General features: G+C 65.7%; 20 protein-coding genes. 6 read left to right on the top strand and 14 right to left on the bottom strand.

Annotation, left to right across the window (positions count from 1 at the left end):
* The first annotated feature begins 14 nt into the window (after positions 1–14).
* The 3 genes from QTH97_RS11905 (at position 15) to QTH97_RS11915 (ending at position 1,756) form a co-directional block, all read left to right on the top strand.
* A complete protein-coding gene (locus tag QTH97_RS11905; protein ID WP_286568358.1) occupies positions 15–983 on the top strand; it encodes an aldo/keto reductase in 969 nt (322 codons plus the stop codon).
* Between the two features lie 91 nt (positions 984–1,074).
* Positions 1,075–1,245: a hypothetical protein gene (locus QTH97_RS11910; protein WP_028253719.1), complete on the top strand. Its 171-nt coding sequence runs from the start codon at positions 1,075–1,077 to the stop codon at positions 1,243–1,245.
* 34 nt (positions 1,246–1,279) lie between these two features.
* Positions 1,280–1,756, top strand: a complete 477-nt coding sequence (locus tag QTH97_RS11915) for a DUF3237 domain-containing protein (protein ID WP_286568359.1) — start codon at positions 1,280–1,282, stop codon at positions 1,754–1,756.
* An 84-nt stretch (positions 1,757–1,840) separates the two neighbouring features.
* Here QTH97_RS11915 and QTH97_RS11920 read toward each other — a convergent pair whose 3' ends face one another.
* Genes QTH97_RS11920 through QTH97_RS11935 form a run of 4 tightly spaced genes read right to left on the bottom strand, consistent with a single transcriptional unit; the run spans position 1,841 to position 4,465 of the window.
* On the bottom strand, positions 1,841–2,707 hold the full coding sequence (locus tag QTH97_RS11920) for an amidohydrolase family protein (RefSeq protein ID WP_286568360.1): 867 nt from the start codon (positions 2,705–2,707) through the stop codon (positions 1,841–1,843).
* Positions 2,708–2,727: 20 nt separating this feature from the next.
* Complete coding sequence (gene rlmB, locus QTH97_RS11925; RefSeq protein ID WP_286568361.1) at positions 2,728–3,474, bottom strand: 23S rRNA (guanosine(2251)-2'-O)-methyltransferase RlmB; 747 nt, start codon at positions 3,472–3,474, stop codon at positions 2,728–2,730.
* Positions 3,475–3,511: 37 nt separating this feature from the next.
* The gene (locus QTH97_RS11930) at positions 3,512–3,697 is read right to left on the bottom strand and encodes a hypothetical protein (RefSeq protein WP_286568362.1); all 186 of its coding nucleotides are present in this window, start codon (positions 3,695–3,697) and stop codon (positions 3,512–3,514) included.
* A 57-nt stretch (positions 3,698–3,754) separates the two neighbouring features.
* Positions 3,755–4,465 carry an ABC transporter ATP-binding protein gene (locus QTH97_RS11935; protein WP_286568363.1) on the bottom strand — a complete coding sequence of 237 codons (711 nt, stop codon included), beginning with the start codon at positions 4,463–4,465 and terminating at the stop codon, positions 3,755–3,757.
* 112 nt (positions 4,466–4,577) lie between these two features.
* On the opposite strand from QTH97_RS11935, the gene QTH97_RS11940 reads away from it, so the two are divergent.
* A complete protein-coding gene (locus tag QTH97_RS11940; protein WP_286568364.1) occupies positions 4,578–5,132 on the top strand; it encodes an arylesterase in 555 nt (184 codons plus the stop codon).
* Positions 5,133–5,213: 81 nt separating this feature from the next.
* Here QTH97_RS11940 and QTH97_RS11945 read toward each other — a convergent pair whose 3' ends face one another.
* Together QTH97_RS11945 and QTH97_RS11950 are read right to left on the bottom strand one after the other, a co-directional pair.
* Entirely contained in the window at positions 5,214–5,417 is a 204-nt protein-coding gene (locus tag QTH97_RS11945; protein WP_286507677.1) for a hypothetical protein, read from the bottom strand.
* A gap of 70 nt (positions 5,418–5,487) precedes the next feature.
* Positions 5,488–6,681, bottom strand: coding sequence for a cystathionine beta-lyase (locus QTH97_RS11950; protein WP_286568365.1), 1,194 nt, complete (start codon positions 6,679–6,681; stop codon positions 5,488–5,490).
* 48 nt (positions 6,682–6,729) lie between these two features.
* Here QTH97_RS11950 and QTH97_RS11955 point away from each other — a divergent pair, with 48 nt between their 5' ends.
* Together QTH97_RS11955 and QTH97_RS11960 are read left to right on the top strand one after the other, a co-directional pair.
* Positions 6,730–7,551: a helix-turn-helix domain-containing protein gene (locus QTH97_RS11955; protein WP_286568366.1), complete on the top strand. Its 822-nt coding sequence runs from the start codon at positions 6,730–6,732 to the stop codon at positions 7,549–7,551.
* Between the two features lie 73 nt (positions 7,552–7,624).
* Positions 7,625–8,062 carry a VOC family protein gene (locus QTH97_RS11960; protein ID WP_286568367.1) on the top strand — a complete coding sequence of 146 codons (438 nt, stop codon included), beginning with the start codon at positions 7,625–7,627 and terminating at the stop codon, positions 8,060–8,062.
* Between the two features lie 18 nt (positions 8,063–8,080).
* Here the strand turns inward: QTH97_RS11960 and QTH97_RS11965 are convergent, their stop codons facing one another.
* The 8 genes from QTH97_RS11965 to hfq all read right to left on the bottom strand — a co-directional run bounded on the left by QTH97_RS11965 (position 8,081) and on the right by hfq (position 15,222).
* Complete coding sequence (locus QTH97_RS11965) at positions 8,081–8,605, bottom strand: phosphoribosyltransferase (RefSeq protein WP_286568368.1); 525 nt, start codon at positions 8,603–8,605, stop codon at positions 8,081–8,083.
* Positions 8,606–8,630: 25 nt separating this feature from the next.
* On the bottom strand, positions 8,631–9,962 hold the full coding sequence (locus tag QTH97_RS11970) for an adenylosuccinate synthase (protein WP_286568369.1): 1,332 nt from the start codon (positions 9,960–9,962) through the stop codon (positions 8,631–8,633).
* Between the two features lie 20 nt (positions 9,963–9,982).
* On the bottom strand, positions 9,983–11,146 hold the full coding sequence (locus QTH97_RS11975; RefSeq protein ID WP_286568370.1) for an ATP phosphoribosyltransferase regulatory subunit: 1,164 nt from the start codon (positions 11,144–11,146) through the stop codon (positions 9,983–9,985).
* Positions 11,147–11,190: 44 nt separating this feature from the next.
* On the bottom strand, positions 11,191–11,379 hold the full coding sequence (locus QTH97_RS11980; protein ID WP_286568371.1) for a DUF2065 domain-containing protein: 189 nt from the start codon (positions 11,377–11,379) through the stop codon (positions 11,191–11,193).
* Between the two features lie 45 nt (positions 11,380–11,424).
* Positions 11,425–12,324 carry a protease modulator HflC gene (gene hflC / locus QTH97_RS11985; RefSeq protein WP_286568372.1) on the bottom strand — a complete coding sequence of 300 codons (900 nt, stop codon included), beginning with the start codon at positions 12,322–12,324 and terminating at the stop codon, positions 11,425–11,427.
* Between the two features lie 12 nt (positions 12,325–12,336).
* On the bottom strand, positions 12,337–13,677 hold the full coding sequence (gene hflK / locus QTH97_RS11990; RefSeq protein WP_286568373.1) for an FtsH protease activity modulator HflK: 1,341 nt from the start codon (positions 13,675–13,677) through the stop codon (positions 12,337–12,339).
* A gap of 76 nt (positions 13,678–13,753) precedes the next feature.
* Positions 13,754–14,923, bottom strand: a complete 1,170-nt coding sequence (hflX, locus tag QTH97_RS11995; RefSeq protein WP_286568374.1) for a GTPase HflX — start codon at positions 14,921–14,923, stop codon at positions 13,754–13,756.
* A 53-nt stretch (positions 14,924–14,976) separates the two neighbouring features.
* Positions 14,977–15,222, bottom strand: coding sequence for an RNA chaperone Hfq (gene hfq / locus QTH97_RS12000; RefSeq protein ID WP_093123058.1), 246 nt, complete (start codon positions 15,220–15,222; stop codon positions 14,977–14,979).
* Between the last annotated feature and the right edge of the window lie 59 nt (positions 15,223–15,281).

Genomic DNA, 15,281 nt, shown 5'->3' on the forward strand with positions numbered 1-15,281 from the left:
TCAGGAATCGACCCATGCAGTTTCGTCCGCTCGGCCGCTCCGGCCTGCAAGTCTCTCCCCTCGCCTTCGGCGGCAATGTCTTCGGCTGGACCGTCGATGAGGCGCTCTCTTTCCGGCTGCTCGACGCCTGGCTCGACGCCGGATTCAACTTCGTCGATACGGCGGACGTGTATTCGAGTTGGGCGCCGGGCCACAGCGGTGGCGAATCCGAAACCATCATCGGCAAGTGGCTGCGGCAGACTGGCAAGCGCAATCGCGTCGTCCTCGCGACCAAGGTCGGCAAGCCGATGGGCGAAGGAAAGAAGGGGCTCTCGCCCGCTTACATCCGTGAGGCTGTCGATGCGTCGCTCAAGCGCCTCAGGACCGATCACATCGACCTGTACCAATCGCACGACGACGACCCGGAGACGCCGTTTTCGGACACGGCCGAGGCCTTTGCCGCGCTGATCAAGGCCGGCAAGGTGCGGACGATCGGTGCGTCGAACTTCAGCGCGCCCCGCCTGGCCGAAGCGCTGGACGTCGCCGAGAAGCAGGGCCTGCCGCGCTACGAGAGCCTGCAGCCGCTCTACAACCTGTACGACCGCGCCGTCTTCGAGAAGGAACTGGAGCCGCTGTGCGTCGAACGCGGTATCGGCGTGATCAATTTCTATGCGCTCGCAGCCGGCTTTCTCACGGGCAAATACCGCAACGAGGCGGACGCGGCGAAGAGCGCGCGCGGCGTGAACACGACGAAGAAGTACCTGAACCCGCGCGGCCTTCGCATCCTGCAGGCGTTGGACGCCGCCGGCCACGCCTACGGCGCGACCCCGGGCCAGGTGGCGATCGCGTGGCAGATCGCGCGCCCCTCCATCACGGCGCCCATTGCGAGCGCCACATCGGTGAAGCAGCTCGACGAGCTGATCGCCGCGGCCAGCCTCCGGTTGGAGCCCGAAACCATTGCCGCGCTCGACGCGGCCAGCGAAGAGACTGCCGCTCAACGGTAGGCACGCTCCGACACGGTTTGGCGGCACAGACCGCCGCGACGGCGACCGGTGTCATGCAGACTGCCTCGATTCACAATTCCGGAGAGAGAACATGTCTTTTGCCCTCTACATGGTTGGCTTCCTGATCTTCCTGGCCGGCTTGATCTGGGGTGCGTCGGTAGCCGGCGTACCGACGCTCTATATAGGCATCGGTACGCTGATCGTGCTTGGCATCGGAATCTTCAGCGCGGTGGGCCGCACCCGGGGCAAGGACCCTTCCTGATTTCAAATCTCCCCAACGGCGCTACGCTCGGCGGATGAACCCGACCGATCCGCTCGCTCCGCCATCCCTCGACTATTTCGCCGATCTCCAGGTCGAGGTCGGCGTACCGCAGGTGCTGAGCCAGGGGCCTCGCGGGATGCGGCGGCTCGTGCCGATCACCGGGGGCTCGGCGCAAGGCAACGGGTGGACGGCCCGGGTCATTCCGGGCGGCACCGATTTTCAATTGATCGTCAGCGACAGCCTGTCCGAACTCGACGCCCGCTATGGACTCGAGACCGATGCGGGTGACCTGATCTACGTCCAGAATCATGCGGTTCGGGCTGCGCCGCCGGAAGCGATGGCGAAACTCCTGCGGGGTGAGCCCGTGGATCCTGCGCAGATCTACTTCCGCTGCAACCCGCGCTTCGAAACCGCTTCACCTTCCCTTCGCTGGATCGGCGAACGCATGTTCATCGGCGTCGGCATCCGGCATCCGGCGCAAGTGGTGATGCGCTTCTTCACGCTTCTCTAGATTCCCCAGAGGCACCTTCCGAAGTGCCAATCGCGTGCTCACCCGGATTCCGGGCCGACCTCGCGCGTATCCGGCCCTTTCGCGTCAACGACCGCCGAAGCGATAGAAGTCCTGCGGGTTGCGCACCAGCAGGCGCTCCCGCACGTCGGGTTCTGGCGCGATGCGCGAGAGCGCGTCGACGAGCACGCCGTCGTCCGGCACATGGTCGTGAAGCGGATGCGGCCAGTCGGTCCCCCAGAAACAGCGCTCCGGGAAGTCGCGGACCAGCCTTTGGGCGATGGCCACGCCATCGGCGTAGTCGGTCGCGCGTGAAATCCGGTCCACCCCGCTCACCTTGACGCGGAACAGCGGGTCTTGCATCAGCGCATGCAGCGCGATGAAGTCAGGATCCGCGGCGCCTGCCGAGGCGTCCACGCGCGCCATGTGATCGATCACCACCGGCACTGCACTGCGCGCGATCGGCGATGCGAGTTCCCGGATCAGGCCTCGCTCGAAGTGCAACTGCAGGTGCATGCCGAACGGTTCGAGACGCCGGCTGAACGCAACGACGCCTTCCACGTCGAAATCCGCGGCCGGATTCCTCGCGAAATTGAAGCGCACGCCCCTGAAGCCAACCGACGCAAGCCGCGCCAGTTCCTCATCGGCCACGTCGAGTGGCAGCAATGCCACTCCTAGATAGTTGCCACCGCCGGCCGCGATGGCGTCTTCCACCACGCGGTTGTCATGGCCATGGCAGAGCGACTGCACGATCACGCAGCGCTCGATACCCAAGTGCCTGTGCAGCGCGAACAGGGCCTCCTTGGGGGCATCCGCCGGCGTGAAGCTGCGGCCGTCGGCAAAAGGGAAACGCGCTGCGGGGCCGAACACGTGGACGTGCGCGTCACAGGCGCCGGGCGGCAGCCGAAGCTGCGGCGCCGAAGGATGCGGGTCGTAGGTGAGCGTCGGCTGCATCGAAACCACCCGGAGCGATCTCAGCCCAGCCGCTGGCGCATCGCCTCGTAGAGGCACACCCCACTCGCCACCGACACGTTGAGGCTTTCGACCGCGCCCGCCATCGGGATGCTCACCAGCTCGTCGCAGGTCTTTCTCGTGAGTTGCCGCATGCCCTCGCCTTCGGCGCCGAGCACCATCGCCAGCGGACGCTTCAAGTCGCACTGGTAAAGCGTGCCGGGCGCGTCGTCGCTGGTGCCCACGCACCAGATGTTTCGTTCCTTGAGCTCGCCGAGCGTGCGCGCAAGATTGGTCACCATGAAATAAGGCACCGTCTCGGCAGCTCCGCTGGCCACCTTGGCCACGGTGGCGTTGATGCCGGCGGCATGGTCCTTGGGGGCGACCACGGCATGGGCGCCCGCACCGTCGGCCACGCGCAAGCAGGCGCCGAGGTTGTGCGGATCGGTCACGCCGTCGAGCACCAGCAGCAGCGGCACGGTGCCGGCGGCCTCGAGGCCTTCGAGCAGTTCGTCAAGAGAATGGGTCTGGGGAACGGGCTCCACGCGCGCGGCCACGCCCTGGTGGCCGTGGCTGCCGGCGAGCTTGGCCAGACGCAAGCCGTCGGCCTCGATCAGCCGGACGCCGGCCTCCTGCGCACGGGCGACGAACTGCCGCATCCGGGCATCGCGCCGGCTGGCGTCGAAGAGCACCTCGATCACCGATTTCGGCGCGGTCTTGATACGCACGCCCACGGCGTGGAAGCCGAAGATCACTTTGGGGGAAGACATCGGGGGATTATCGAGCCCCCGGCCGGCGACACCGGATTCAGGGCCGATTGCCGACGTACAGCACGATCAGCAGGACCACGACCACGGCGACGATCGCAGCCACCCATTTGCCGGCGGTACCGTTGCGGGTCGGACGAACCTCGGTGCGTGGCCCGCTGCGTGGCGCCAGCCCACCGAATGCCGTGTCGTCTTCTTCGTTGCTACCGGGTCGCGGCTTCTGCATGGCAATATCCCTTGCGATGCGTGGAGGCCACCCGTGCGGCCCGCCGTTCAAAAGCGCTCAGGCGCCGTGACCGTCGAGCGCCACGCGGCCGGCCTCGATCGTGATCCGCCGCTCGCACCGCTCGGCAATGCCCCGGTCGTGCGTGACAAGGACGAGCGTCGTGCCCAGTTCGCGGTTCAGATCGAACATCAGTTTCATCACCTGCTCGCCGGTTGCAAAGTCGAGACTGCCTGTCGGCTCGTCAGCCAGCAGCAAAGCGGGCTGTACGACAAAGGCTCGCGCCAGCGCCACCCGCTGTTGCTCGCCGCCCGAGAGTACCTTGGGGTAGTGTCCAAGCCGCTGGCCCAGGCCGACCCGGCCGAGCATCTCGGTCGCGGCCTTGCGGGCGTCCTTGCGGTCGGCCAGTTCGAGTGGCAGCATCACGTTCTCGAGCGCGCTCAGGTTGCCGAGCAGCTGGAAACTCTGGAACACGAAGCCGACCTTCTGCGCGCGCAGGGCCGCGCGCTCGTCTTCGTCGATGGCGAACAGGTCCTCTCCAGCGAGCTTCACCGTGCCGCGCGTGGGTGTGTCCAGGCCGGCGACGATCGACAGCAGAGTGCTCTTGCCCGAACCCGAAGCGCCGACGATGGCGGCGGTTTCCTTCGCGCCCAGCGTGAAATCGATGTCCTGCAGAATGTCCAGCGTTCCGGTGGAGTCGGTGACGGACTTGAAGACATGCTCGACGGCAACAATGGGTTCGGAGCGGCCATCGGTTTGGATTGAGGACATTGAAAGGTTTGTCGTGGTGAATCGACGTCACTTTATCTTGAGCGGCGCACTCGCCGGCAGCGGGGGGTCATGGATCGCCGCTCGGGCCCAGGCCGCGACCGCCAAAAGGCCGGTGATTCTGATCCTCGGGGATTCGCTTTCGGCCGAATACGGCCTCAAGCGCGGGGACGGCTGGGTGCCGCTGCTGGAAAAGCGCCTGACTGACCAAAAGGTCCCGTCGACGGTGATCAACGCCAGCATCAGCGGCGACACCACGTCCGGCGGTCGGGCACGGCTGCCCAACCTGCTCGCACAGCACCAGCCGACGCACGTGGTGCTCGAACTGGGCGCCAACGACGCGCTGCGCGGCCTGCCGCTGGCGAGCACCGAGGACAACCTGCTGCAGATGACCAAGGCTGCGCAGGCCGCGGGCGCGCAGGTGCTGATCGTGGGCATCCAGGTGCCACCCAACTACGGCAGCGACTACACACGGCGCTTCGAGGCGATCTTCGCCAAGGTGGCGGGCGCGACCAAGGCACCGCTCGTGCCCTTCCTGCTCAAGGGAGTGGCGGACAGCCCGGATGCGGCGATGCTCTTCCAAGCTGACCGGATCCATCCGACGGCGGCCGCGCAACCTCGCATGCTCGACAACGTGTGGCCGACGCTGCGCAAGCTGCTGCCCAAGTGAAGGCCCACGGGGCCAAACAAAAAGCCGCCGCAGGCCCGGGCCGCGGCGGCTTCTTTCTGATCGTTGCTGGAGACGGCCTGCTCAGCCGTTCTTCGTGGGAAGTTCCGGAACGGTTGGCGGATCGCGTTCCAGCGAGGCCACATCGGTTTCCGGATCGCCCGGGGCGAGCCCATCGCTGCTGGGCATGAGCTTGCGGTTGGCTTTTTCCCTCAGCTTGTCTTCCTTCTTCTTCTTCTTTGCCAGTTCCTTCTGGCGCTTTTCATAGCCGTAATTTGGTGTTGCCACTGCTTCTCCTTCGGGCGAGGCAGTCAGGGTGACTGCGCGTGGTCAGACTGTACGCGATATCCGCCGGCTCTCAGAGTGCCGCGAGGGCCTGTTCGAGGTCGACGCGCAGGTCTTCGACGTCCTCCAGGCCGATCGAAAACCGCACCAGCGTCCCCTTGTGCGGCCACTTGGCAACGCTCGCGTCGCGCATGAGGCCGATGTCGTACGGCACGACCAGGCTGATCGGCCCGCCCCACGAGTAGCCGAGCCGGAAAAGTTCCAGGCTGTCGCAAAAGCGGTCGACTTGCTCGGTGCCGTATTGCTCGTCGAACACCACCGAGAACAGGCCGGCAGCCAGGTCGGTGGCGCCGCAGAGCCGAAGCCAGTGCGCGTGGCCCGGTGAGCTTTCGAGCGCGGGGTGCAGCACCTGCGCGATTTCCGCGCGATCCTCAAGCCAGCGGGCAAGCTCGCGTGCGCTCCGGTCGTGCGCCTGGTAGCGCAGCGCAATGCTGGGCAGCGAACGCAAGAGCGTCTCCACATCGCCGACGCCGATGCCGAACCCCATGCGCATGTGCGTGAGCTTGATCGCGCGATGCAGGCGCTCGTCGCGTGTGACGACGCTGCCCATCAGTACGTCGCCGCCGCCGCTCGGGTACTTGGTGAGCGCCTGGACGGAGATATCGACGCCCTGTCCGCCGCCGTTGAAGTCGAAGGGCGCGAACGCCAGCCCTGCCCCCCAGGTGTTGTCGAGCGCGGTGATGACGCCGCGCGCGCGGCACACGCCGACGAGCGCGGGCAGGTCCGGGAATTCCATCGTGACGGAGCCGGCAGCTTCCACCCAGACCAGCTTGGTGCGACTCGACAGCTTGGCGGCGAGGTCCGCCGGATTCATCGCGTCGTAAAGCTGGTGGGTGATGCCGAAGTTCGCCAGCTCGCCGTTCGCCAGTGCCTTGTTGGGGCCGTAGGCGTTGTCGGGGATCAGCACCTCGTCGCCGGCCTTGAGCAGTGCAAAGGACACCAACGCGATGGCCGCCAGCCCGCTGGGCACCAACAGGCACTCCGTGCCACCCTCCAGCGTGGCGAGGCGCTCCTCGAGTGTGAAGGTGGTCGGTGTGCCATGCAGGCCGTAGGTGTAGCCGGCCTTGGTCTTCCAGTCTCTCGCGCGCATCGCTGCGACGTCGGCGAAGAACACGGTGGAGGCCTTGTACACGCCGCGCTGGGGCGCCGCGAAGTTCGCAGGGGGGGTGTACGGATGGTGGATCAGGTCGGTGATGGGCTTTCGCATGCCTCCATGCTAGTCGACCGGATCGGCCGGTCGGCAGACAATGCGCGGATGCTGTTGACGCGCGCACCCAGCCCTTCGCTGCGACCGTTCGTCCGGTCGATGTGGGCGGCCGATCCCACGGTCGGCCTGCCCGCATGCGGGGCGTTCGTGCGGGAACACGTGTTGCCGACGGGTGACATGCACCTGGTATTCCGGCTTTCGGGCCCGCCGTTGCGGCTCTTCGCCGATGGAGCGGATTCGCTCGGACACACGGTGGGCCATGCGATCGTGGGCGGTGCCCGGTCCGCCTACTATGCGCGCGATGTTTCTGTTGCAACCCGATCGGTCGGCGTGCAACTTCGGCCTGGCGCCGCACGCGCATTGTTCGGCGTGCCCGCAGATGAACTGGCCGAGCGCCACACGCCGCTGGACGCGCTCTGGGGCATCCAGGCGTCCGAGGCACTCGAGCGGCTGTACTCGGCGGTTTCGCCTCGAGCCCAGCTCGCCCTACTCGAAGACTTGCTGAACGAGCGACTGAAGCGGCAGCCGCGCGCGATGCACCCTGCGGTCGCGCAGGCTCTGCTCCGGCTTGGAAGCGGCGCCACTGTGAGCGACCTGGTGAATGCCAGCGGCTACAGCCACCGTCGCTTCATCGCCTTGTTCAAGGACGCCGCCGGGCTGCCGCCCAAGCGGCTCGAACGCGTCCTGCGCTTCCAACGCGTCATGGCGGCGGCACCCGGCTCGGGTGCCCTGCCCTGGGTCGATCTCGCCCTCCAGTCGGGCTACAGCGACCAGCCACATTTCAATCGCGACTTTCTGGAGATCACCGGAATGACGCCGCAGGCCTATCGCCGGGCTTCGCCCCTTGCGCCGAACCACGTGCGCGTCTGAGGTCAAATTCGTTCAAGACGCCCGGTCCCGGGGAGGCCAGAATCGCCTGCAGACCTTTGATGAGGACGCTTCGATGACCATCCATGAGCTCTTCCCCTACCTCTGCGTACACGACACGGCTGCGGCCATCGCGTTCTATGGCGAGGTATTCGGCGCGAAGGAGAAATTCCGGCTCACCGAGCCCAGCGGCCGCATCGGGCATGCGGAACTGGAGTTCGGCAGCACGACGCTGATGCTGTGCGATGAGTTTCCGGAATACGGCATCCGCGGCGCCAGGACGATCGGCGCCACGCCTGTCACCCTGCATCTGCACGTCGACGATGCGGACGCGGTGGTCGAACGTGCGCTGAAAGCCGGTGCCACGCTGCACATGGCACCTCAGGACCAGTTCTACGGCGAGCGCTCGGGGTCGTTCTTCGACCCCTTCGGTCACCGCTGGAACGTCGGCCACAGCATCGAGGACGTGGCGACCGACGAAATGCAGCGGCGCTACACCGAAATGCTCAAGTGAGCGCGAAGGGCGCGCCCTTCAGACCGACCACTTCTCCATCAGCTTCTCGGCGCCGAGCGAGTCGTAGCCCTCGAAGGGCTGGTGGATCCACGGATTGGTCTGCAGGAACTCGACCGAATAGTCGGGCGTGAAGGTCGACAGCGCCTTGGTCCAGATCACTGCGCTTCGCAGCTCGGTGATGGGCTTGTAGCTGCTCTTGAGGTTCTCGACCACGGCATGGAGCGTATGGCCGGAATCTGCGAGATCGTCCACCAGCAGGACCTTGCCTGCGATCTCGCCCTTGGGCGTGGTGATGTAGCGCGCGATATCGAGATGGCCCTGGATCGTCCCCGCGTCGGCGCGGTACGAACTGGTCGACATGATCGCCAGGGGCTTGTCGAAGATGCGCGAGAGCACGTCGCCAGGGCGCATGCCGCCGCGCGCCAGGCACAGGATGGTGTCGAACTGCCAGCCTGACTGGTACACCTTGATCGCGAGCTTCTCGATCAGGTTGTGGTACTCGTCGTAGCTGACGTAAAGGTGCTTGCCGTCTTCGGTCAACATGAGAAATCGTCTCCTGCGGATGGGTTCAGTCTGCGAGATAGGGGTGGCGCATCATGATCGTGTGATCACGATCGGGACTGGTCGAGACCATATGGATCGGCACGCCCGTGACCTGCTCGATGCGCTGTAGATAGAGGCGCGCATTGATGGGCAGCTTGTCGTATTGCGTGACGCCCACCGTGCTCTCGGTCCAGCCTTCGAGCTTCTCGTAGACAGGCGTGCAGCGCTCGATCTCGTCGGCGCCCATGGGCAGGATGTCGGTGTATTCGCCGTCGAGCTGATAGCCGGTGCAAAGCTGCAGTTCCTCGAGGCCGTCGAGCACGTCGAGCTTCGTGATGCACAAGCCGCTCAGGCCATTGACCTGGGCCGAGCGCTTCAGCAGCGCTGCGTCGAACCATCCGCAGCGACGGCTGCGACCCGTGGTCACGCCCTTCTCCGCACCGACGGTGCTCAGGTGGTAGCCCACGCTACCCGGCTTTTCCCAGTCGAGCTCGGTCGGGAACGGACCGCCGCCGACGCGCGTGCAGTAGGCCTTGGTGATGCCGAGGACGTAGTGCAGCATGCCCGGCCCGACACCCGACCCCGCTGCCGCATTGCCGGCCACGCAGTTGCTGGACGTCACGTAGGGATAGGTGCCGTGGTCCACATCGAGCAAGGTGCCCTGCGCGCCTTCGAACAGCAGGTTTGCGCCGGCACGGTTCGCGTCATTCAGCTCGCGCGAGACGTCGGCCATCATGGGCTTGAGCAGTTCGGCGTGGCGCATCGCCTCGTCGTAGACGGTGTCGAAGTCGATGGCCGGCGCGCTCAGCACCTGCGTCAGCACGTGGTTGTGCAGGTCGAGCAACACGCGCAGCTTGGTCGCGAAGCGCTCGGGGTGCTTCAAGTCCTGCACGCGGAGCGCCCGGCGGGCGATCTTGTCCTCGTAGGCCGGGCCGATGCCGCGGCCGGTCGTGCCGATCTTCTCGATGCCGCCCTTTTCGCGGTAGGCCTCGCGCGCAATGTCGAGTGCCGCATGGAACGGCAGGATCAACGGGCAGGCCTCGCTGATGCGCAGCCGCGAGCGGACCTCGACGCCGGCCTTCTCCAGCCCTTCGATTTCCTCGAACAGCTTGCCAGCCGACAGCACCACGCCGTTGCCGATGTAGCACTTGACGCCGGGCCGCATGATGCCGCTCGGGATCAGGTGCAGCGCCGTCTTGACGCCGTTGATGACCAGAGTGTGGCCGGCGTTGTGGCCGCCCTGGAAGCGCACGACGCCCTGCGCGCTTTCCGTCAGCCAGTCGACCAACTTGCCCTTGCCTTCGTCGCCCCACTGGGTTCCGACGACGACCACGTTTCTTCCGGTGGTTACGCTCATGATTTTTCGCTTTTCAGGATTCAGATGGCTTGCACGCGCCATTGGCCGTCGCGCTCGACGAGCTCGCGGTCGCAATGGAATTCGTCGATTTCGCTGTCGTGGCCCGGCAGGACGCACACGACGGTTTCGCCTTCGCCACGCAGGGCGGCGATGGTCTTGTTGAGGGCCGCCGCGTCGCTCCACGGCGCGCGGATCGCGGCACGCAGCGGCCTTGCGGGCAGGACGCCGACCAGTTCTCGGACGTCGAGGCTGAAGCCCACCGCCGGACGGTTGCGGCCGAACACGGCCCCCACCTCGTCGTAGCGGCCGCCACGCACCAGGGCGTCGCTGGCGCCCTCGGTGTAGATGCCGAAACGCATGCCGCTGTAGTACGCATAGCCACGCAAGTCGGCCAGATCGAAACTGACGCTGGCGCCTTCGAGCTGGGCGGCCAGTTGCTTCAGGTCGGACAGCGCGGCGCGCACGCCGGCCAGATCCGGCAGGGCCTTGACCGCTTCGTCGAGCACCGACACGTCGCCGTACAACTGCACGAGCGCCAGGAGTCCTTGACGCGACGGCGCAGGAAAGTGGGCCGTCAGCTCGCGCAGCGCGCTGGCGTCCTTGGCCGCCAGGGCTGCATGGACACGTGCAATGGCGGCGGCATCGACCGGCACGCCGGCAAACAGTGAGCTCACGATGCGCGCGTCGGCCAGGTCGACGATAACCGGGCTCTGCGCAGGTCCGGTGACGCCGGCAGCGCGCAGGCAATCGAGTGCCAGGCGCAGGACTTCGGTATCGGCTTCGAGCCCAGCGTGCCCGTAGATCTCGGCGCCGAACTGGAGCGGCTCACGCGTCGCATGGGGGCGATCCGGGCGGGTGTGCAAGACGGGGCCGCAATAGCAGAGACGGGTCACACCCTCGCGATTGAGAAGATGGGCATCGATGCGCGCGACCTGCGGCGTGGTGTCGGCGCGCAAGCCCATGCTGCGCCCAGACAACTGGTCGACCAGCTTGAAGGTTTGCAGGCCGAGCGCCTCGCCCGTGCCGGAGAGCAGGGATTCCAGGTGCTCGAGCAGCGGCGGCATGACCAGCTCGTAGCCATAGCCACGGGCGGTATCGAGCAGTTCGCGTCGAAGTTCTTCGATGTGGCGCGCCTCGGAAGGCAGCACATCGGCAATGTGATCCGGAAGGACCCAGGCGGACATGGGGATCGGGGGCGTGGTTAAACCGGGATTCTACCGGGACCGCGTCACCCCAATACCCAGAGGAGCGCCAAGCCCAGAAGAATGCTGCAAAGACCGAAGAAGCGCAGTTGCCCGTCGCGCAACTGCATGAGCTGGCCGAAGCCGCGCCGCCAACCGCCGGGAGAGAGGAAAGGCAGCACCCCCTCGATCACCAGGACAAGCGCCAGCGCGCTCCAGAAGGTATCGGCATCCACGACGATCCGATCCTCAGCAGGCGACAGGACAGCGCGCTGTCATCCTCAGCGACGGGGCGCGTTGCTCGTCGAACCGGAGCTTTGCATCGACTTGAAGAAATCCGACGATGGATCCAGGACCATCACGTCGCTCTTCTTGTTGAAGCTTTGCTTGTAGGCGTCGAGGCTACGATAGAACAGCGCGAACTGCGGGTCGCGGCCAAAGGAATCGGCGTAGATGCTGGCGGCACGGCCATCGCCCTCGCCCTTGATCTTCTGGGCATCGCGATAGGCATTGGCCACGATCACCTCGCGCTGGCGATCGGCGTCCGCGCGGATCTTCTCGCCCTCGGCGAAACCGGTCGAACGCAGTTCGTTGGCGACGCGCTTGCGCTCGGCCTCCATGCGGCGGTAGACCGACTCGGTGATGGCCTCGACATAGTCGACGCGCGTGATGCGCACATCGACAACGTCGACGCCCCACGGCTTGGCACCCTTGACCACCGCCAGCACCTCGCGCTGCACGTCGGACATGACGGCCTCGCGGCGCACGGAGATCAGGTCGCGCACGGTGCGCTTGTTGATGTTTTCCTGGAACGCATTGCGAACCACGCGGTTGAGCTGCACGGCACCGGCGTTTTCGTCGAGGCCGACATTGCGGATGTATTCCGACGGGTTGGTGATGCGCCAGCGCACGTACCAGTCGATCACCACGCGCTGCTTTTCCGCAGTCAGCATGGGCTCGGGGTCGAGGCTCGACAGTGTCAGCAAGCGCTTGTCGATATACGACACGTTCTGGAACGGCGGCGGGAGCTTGAAGTTGAGGCCCGGCTCGGTGATCACTTCCTTGATTTGCCCGAGCGCGTACACCACGCCGAACTGGCGCTGGTCGACCACGAAAAGGGTCGAGCTCAGGAGCGCGAGCGCCACCAGGATCGACGAGACGATGAATCCGATTCTGTTCATATTCTTGTGTCCTCAGCGCACGTCGCGGTCGCGCGAGCGGCCATCGCGGGCACGGGCGTCGCCTGCGGATGGAGCGACCGGAATCACCGACGACTGTGGTGCGGCCGTGCCGGCGACATTGGGATTGGCGGCGTCCACCGGCGTGCCGGCTGCGTTCTGGCCTGACAACTGCATCAGCTTGTCGAGCGGCAAATAGAGCAGGTTCGAGTTCTGCTTGGAGTCGATGAGCACCTTGGTCGTGCTGCTGTAGATCTGCTGCATCGCATCGGTGTACATGCGGTCGCGCGTCACCTGCGGCGCCTTCTGGTATTCGGAGAGCACCGAACTGAAGCGCTGCGCATCACCCTGCGCCTGCGCAACGATCCGCGCCTTGTAGGCCTCGGACTCTTCCTTGAGGCGCGAGCCGGTACCGGTGGCGCGCGGAACCACGTCATTGGCGTAGGCCTGCGCTTCGTTCTTGGTGCGCTCGCGCTCCTGGCCGGCCTTGAGCACGTCGTCGAATGCCGCCTGCACCTGCTCCGGCGGACGCACCCCGCCCTGCTGCAGGTTGATGCCGACGACTTCAACGCCGACCTTGTAGCGGTCGAGGATGGTCTGCATCAGCGCGCGCACGCGCGGCGCAATCTGGTCGCGCTCGTCGGCGAGCGCGGCGTCCATGCGCATCTTGCCGACAACCTCGCGGACGGCGGTCTCGGCGACCTGCACCACGGTATCGGCTGGCGACTTGCTCTCGTAGAGGAAGGCACGCGCGTCGCTCAAGCGGTACTGCACGGCGAACTTGATCTCGACGATGTTCTCGTCCTCGGTCAGCATGGCGGACTCGCGCAGGCCGGTGGAGCGCACGATGGTGTCGCGCCCGACGTCGACCGAACGGATCTGCGTGGTGACGACGATCTCATGGCGCTGGATCGGGTACGGCAGACGCCAGTTGAAGCCGGCGCCCACGGTTGCCTTGTAGCGGCCGAACTGCGTGATCACGGCCTGCTGGCCTTCGTTCACGATGAAGAAGCCGGTGCCCAGCCAGATCAGGACCGCGACCGCGGCGACCAGGCCCAGGCCGAAGCCAGCATTCTTCATGTCGGGCTTCAGACCGCCGCCATTGCCGCCGTTCGGGCGGTTGTTGTCGCCGCCGCGCCCGCCGCCGAAAAGGCCGCCGAGCTTGCGATTGAAGTCTCGCCAGAGTTCGTCGAGGTCGGGCGGTCCCTGATTCGGGCCCTGGCCCCGCGGACGATTGTTGTTGCCCGATGGAGGCGGAGCGGGAGGCTCGCCGTCGGGACGGTTGGCGGCGGGACGATCGCCGTTCGATGAAGAGTCGTCACCCCGGCCCCACCGGCCATCGTTCAGGTTGAACATGCCGGAAAACCGTCTCCACACTGGCTTTGCATTCATTCGATTCTGTTCTTGAGTCAGTGACGGGGATTGTGCCCAATCAGTTGGCGGCATCATGCAATTCGGCGCTGGCTTCTGGGGTCATGTCCTCAGTCAGCAGGCGCGATCGTTGCGCAAGTTCGGCGCGCAACGCCGGAACGCCTTCGCCGGTGTGGGCGCTCAGGAAGATGCGGGGCACCTGCACACCGTCGACGTCGATCTCGTCCTGGAGATGCAGGGGGTGCTGCGTGCTTTCAAGTGCGTCGAGCTTGTTGAACACCAGCAGTTGCGGCACCGTGTCCGCGCCGATGTCCTTGAGCACGGCCTGCACTTCGGCCATCTGTTCGGGATGATGGGGATTGGATGCATCCACCACGTGCAGCAACAGGTCCGCATCGACGGCCTCCTGCAGGGTGGCCTTGAAGGCGTCGATCAAGCCGTGCGGCAGCTCGCGGATGAAGCCGACGGTGTCGGAGATCGACACCTTCCGGCGCGCGTCGCCGAGGTACAGGTGGCGCGTCGTGGTGTCCAGCGTCGCGAAAAGCTGATCCGCGGCATAGGCGCGCGCCTTGACCAGTGCATTGAACAACGAGGACTTGCCGGCGTTGGTATAGCCGACCAGCGAGATGTTGAAGGTGTCGCGACGCTCACGCTGGCGTCGCTGGGTGCCGCGCTGGCGCTGCACCTTGGCGAGCCGCTCGCGCGTGCGCTTGATGGCTTCGCCGATCATTCGGCGGTCGAGTTCGATCTGCGTTTCGCCGGGGCCGCCACGCGTCCCGATGCCCCCTCGCTGGCGCTCCAGGTGGGACCAACGGCGCACGAGGCGCGTGCTCAGGTATTGCAGCCTGGCCAGTTCGACCTGCAGCTTGCCTTCATGCGAGCGCGCACGCTGGGCGAAGATTTCGAGGATGAGGAAAGTGCGGTCATACACCGCGACGCCGAGTTGGCGCTCGAGGTTGCGTTGCTGCGCCGGGCTCAAGGCCTGGTCGAAGACGACTTCGCTCGCGCGGTGAAGTTCGGCGAGTTCGCGGATTTCGTCGGCCTTGCCGCTTCCGACGAACAATGCCGCATCCGGCGCCTTGCGTTTGCACACGAGGCGAGCGACTGGCTCCAGGCCCGCGGTCTGCGCAAGCAGTCCGAGTTCCTCGAGTTCGCCGTCGAAATGGGGCAGCCCGAAATCCACGCCGACAAGAACGACGGCGCCTTCCTTGCGGGGAATCAGTTCAGACAAGCGGAATCAAAATTGAAAAAGCGCGGCGGAAGAACCGCCGCGCTCCGTGCCGTTCAGGCGGCAGTGTCGTCGTTCTCGGCAGCCGAGAAATTGACGGCCCGACCCGGCACGATGGTGGAGATGGCATGCTTGTAGACCATCTGGGTCACCGTATTGCGAAGCAACACGACGTATTGGTCAAACGACTCGATCTGACCTTGCAGCTTGATGCCGTTGACCAGATAGATCGAAACCGGCACGTGCTCTCGACGCAAGGTGTTCAGGAAGGGGTCTTGTAGAAGTTGCCCTTTATTGCTCACGATATTCTCCGTGTTCAAGAGTAGTTGTTGGACTGGTCACCTTAACACAGCGATTCCGC

It is taken from the genome of Variovorax gracilis, assembly GCF_030317115.1.
Lineage (GTDB): Bacteria > Pseudomonadota > Gammaproteobacteria > Burkholderiales > Burkholderiaceae_C > Variovorax > Variovorax gracilis.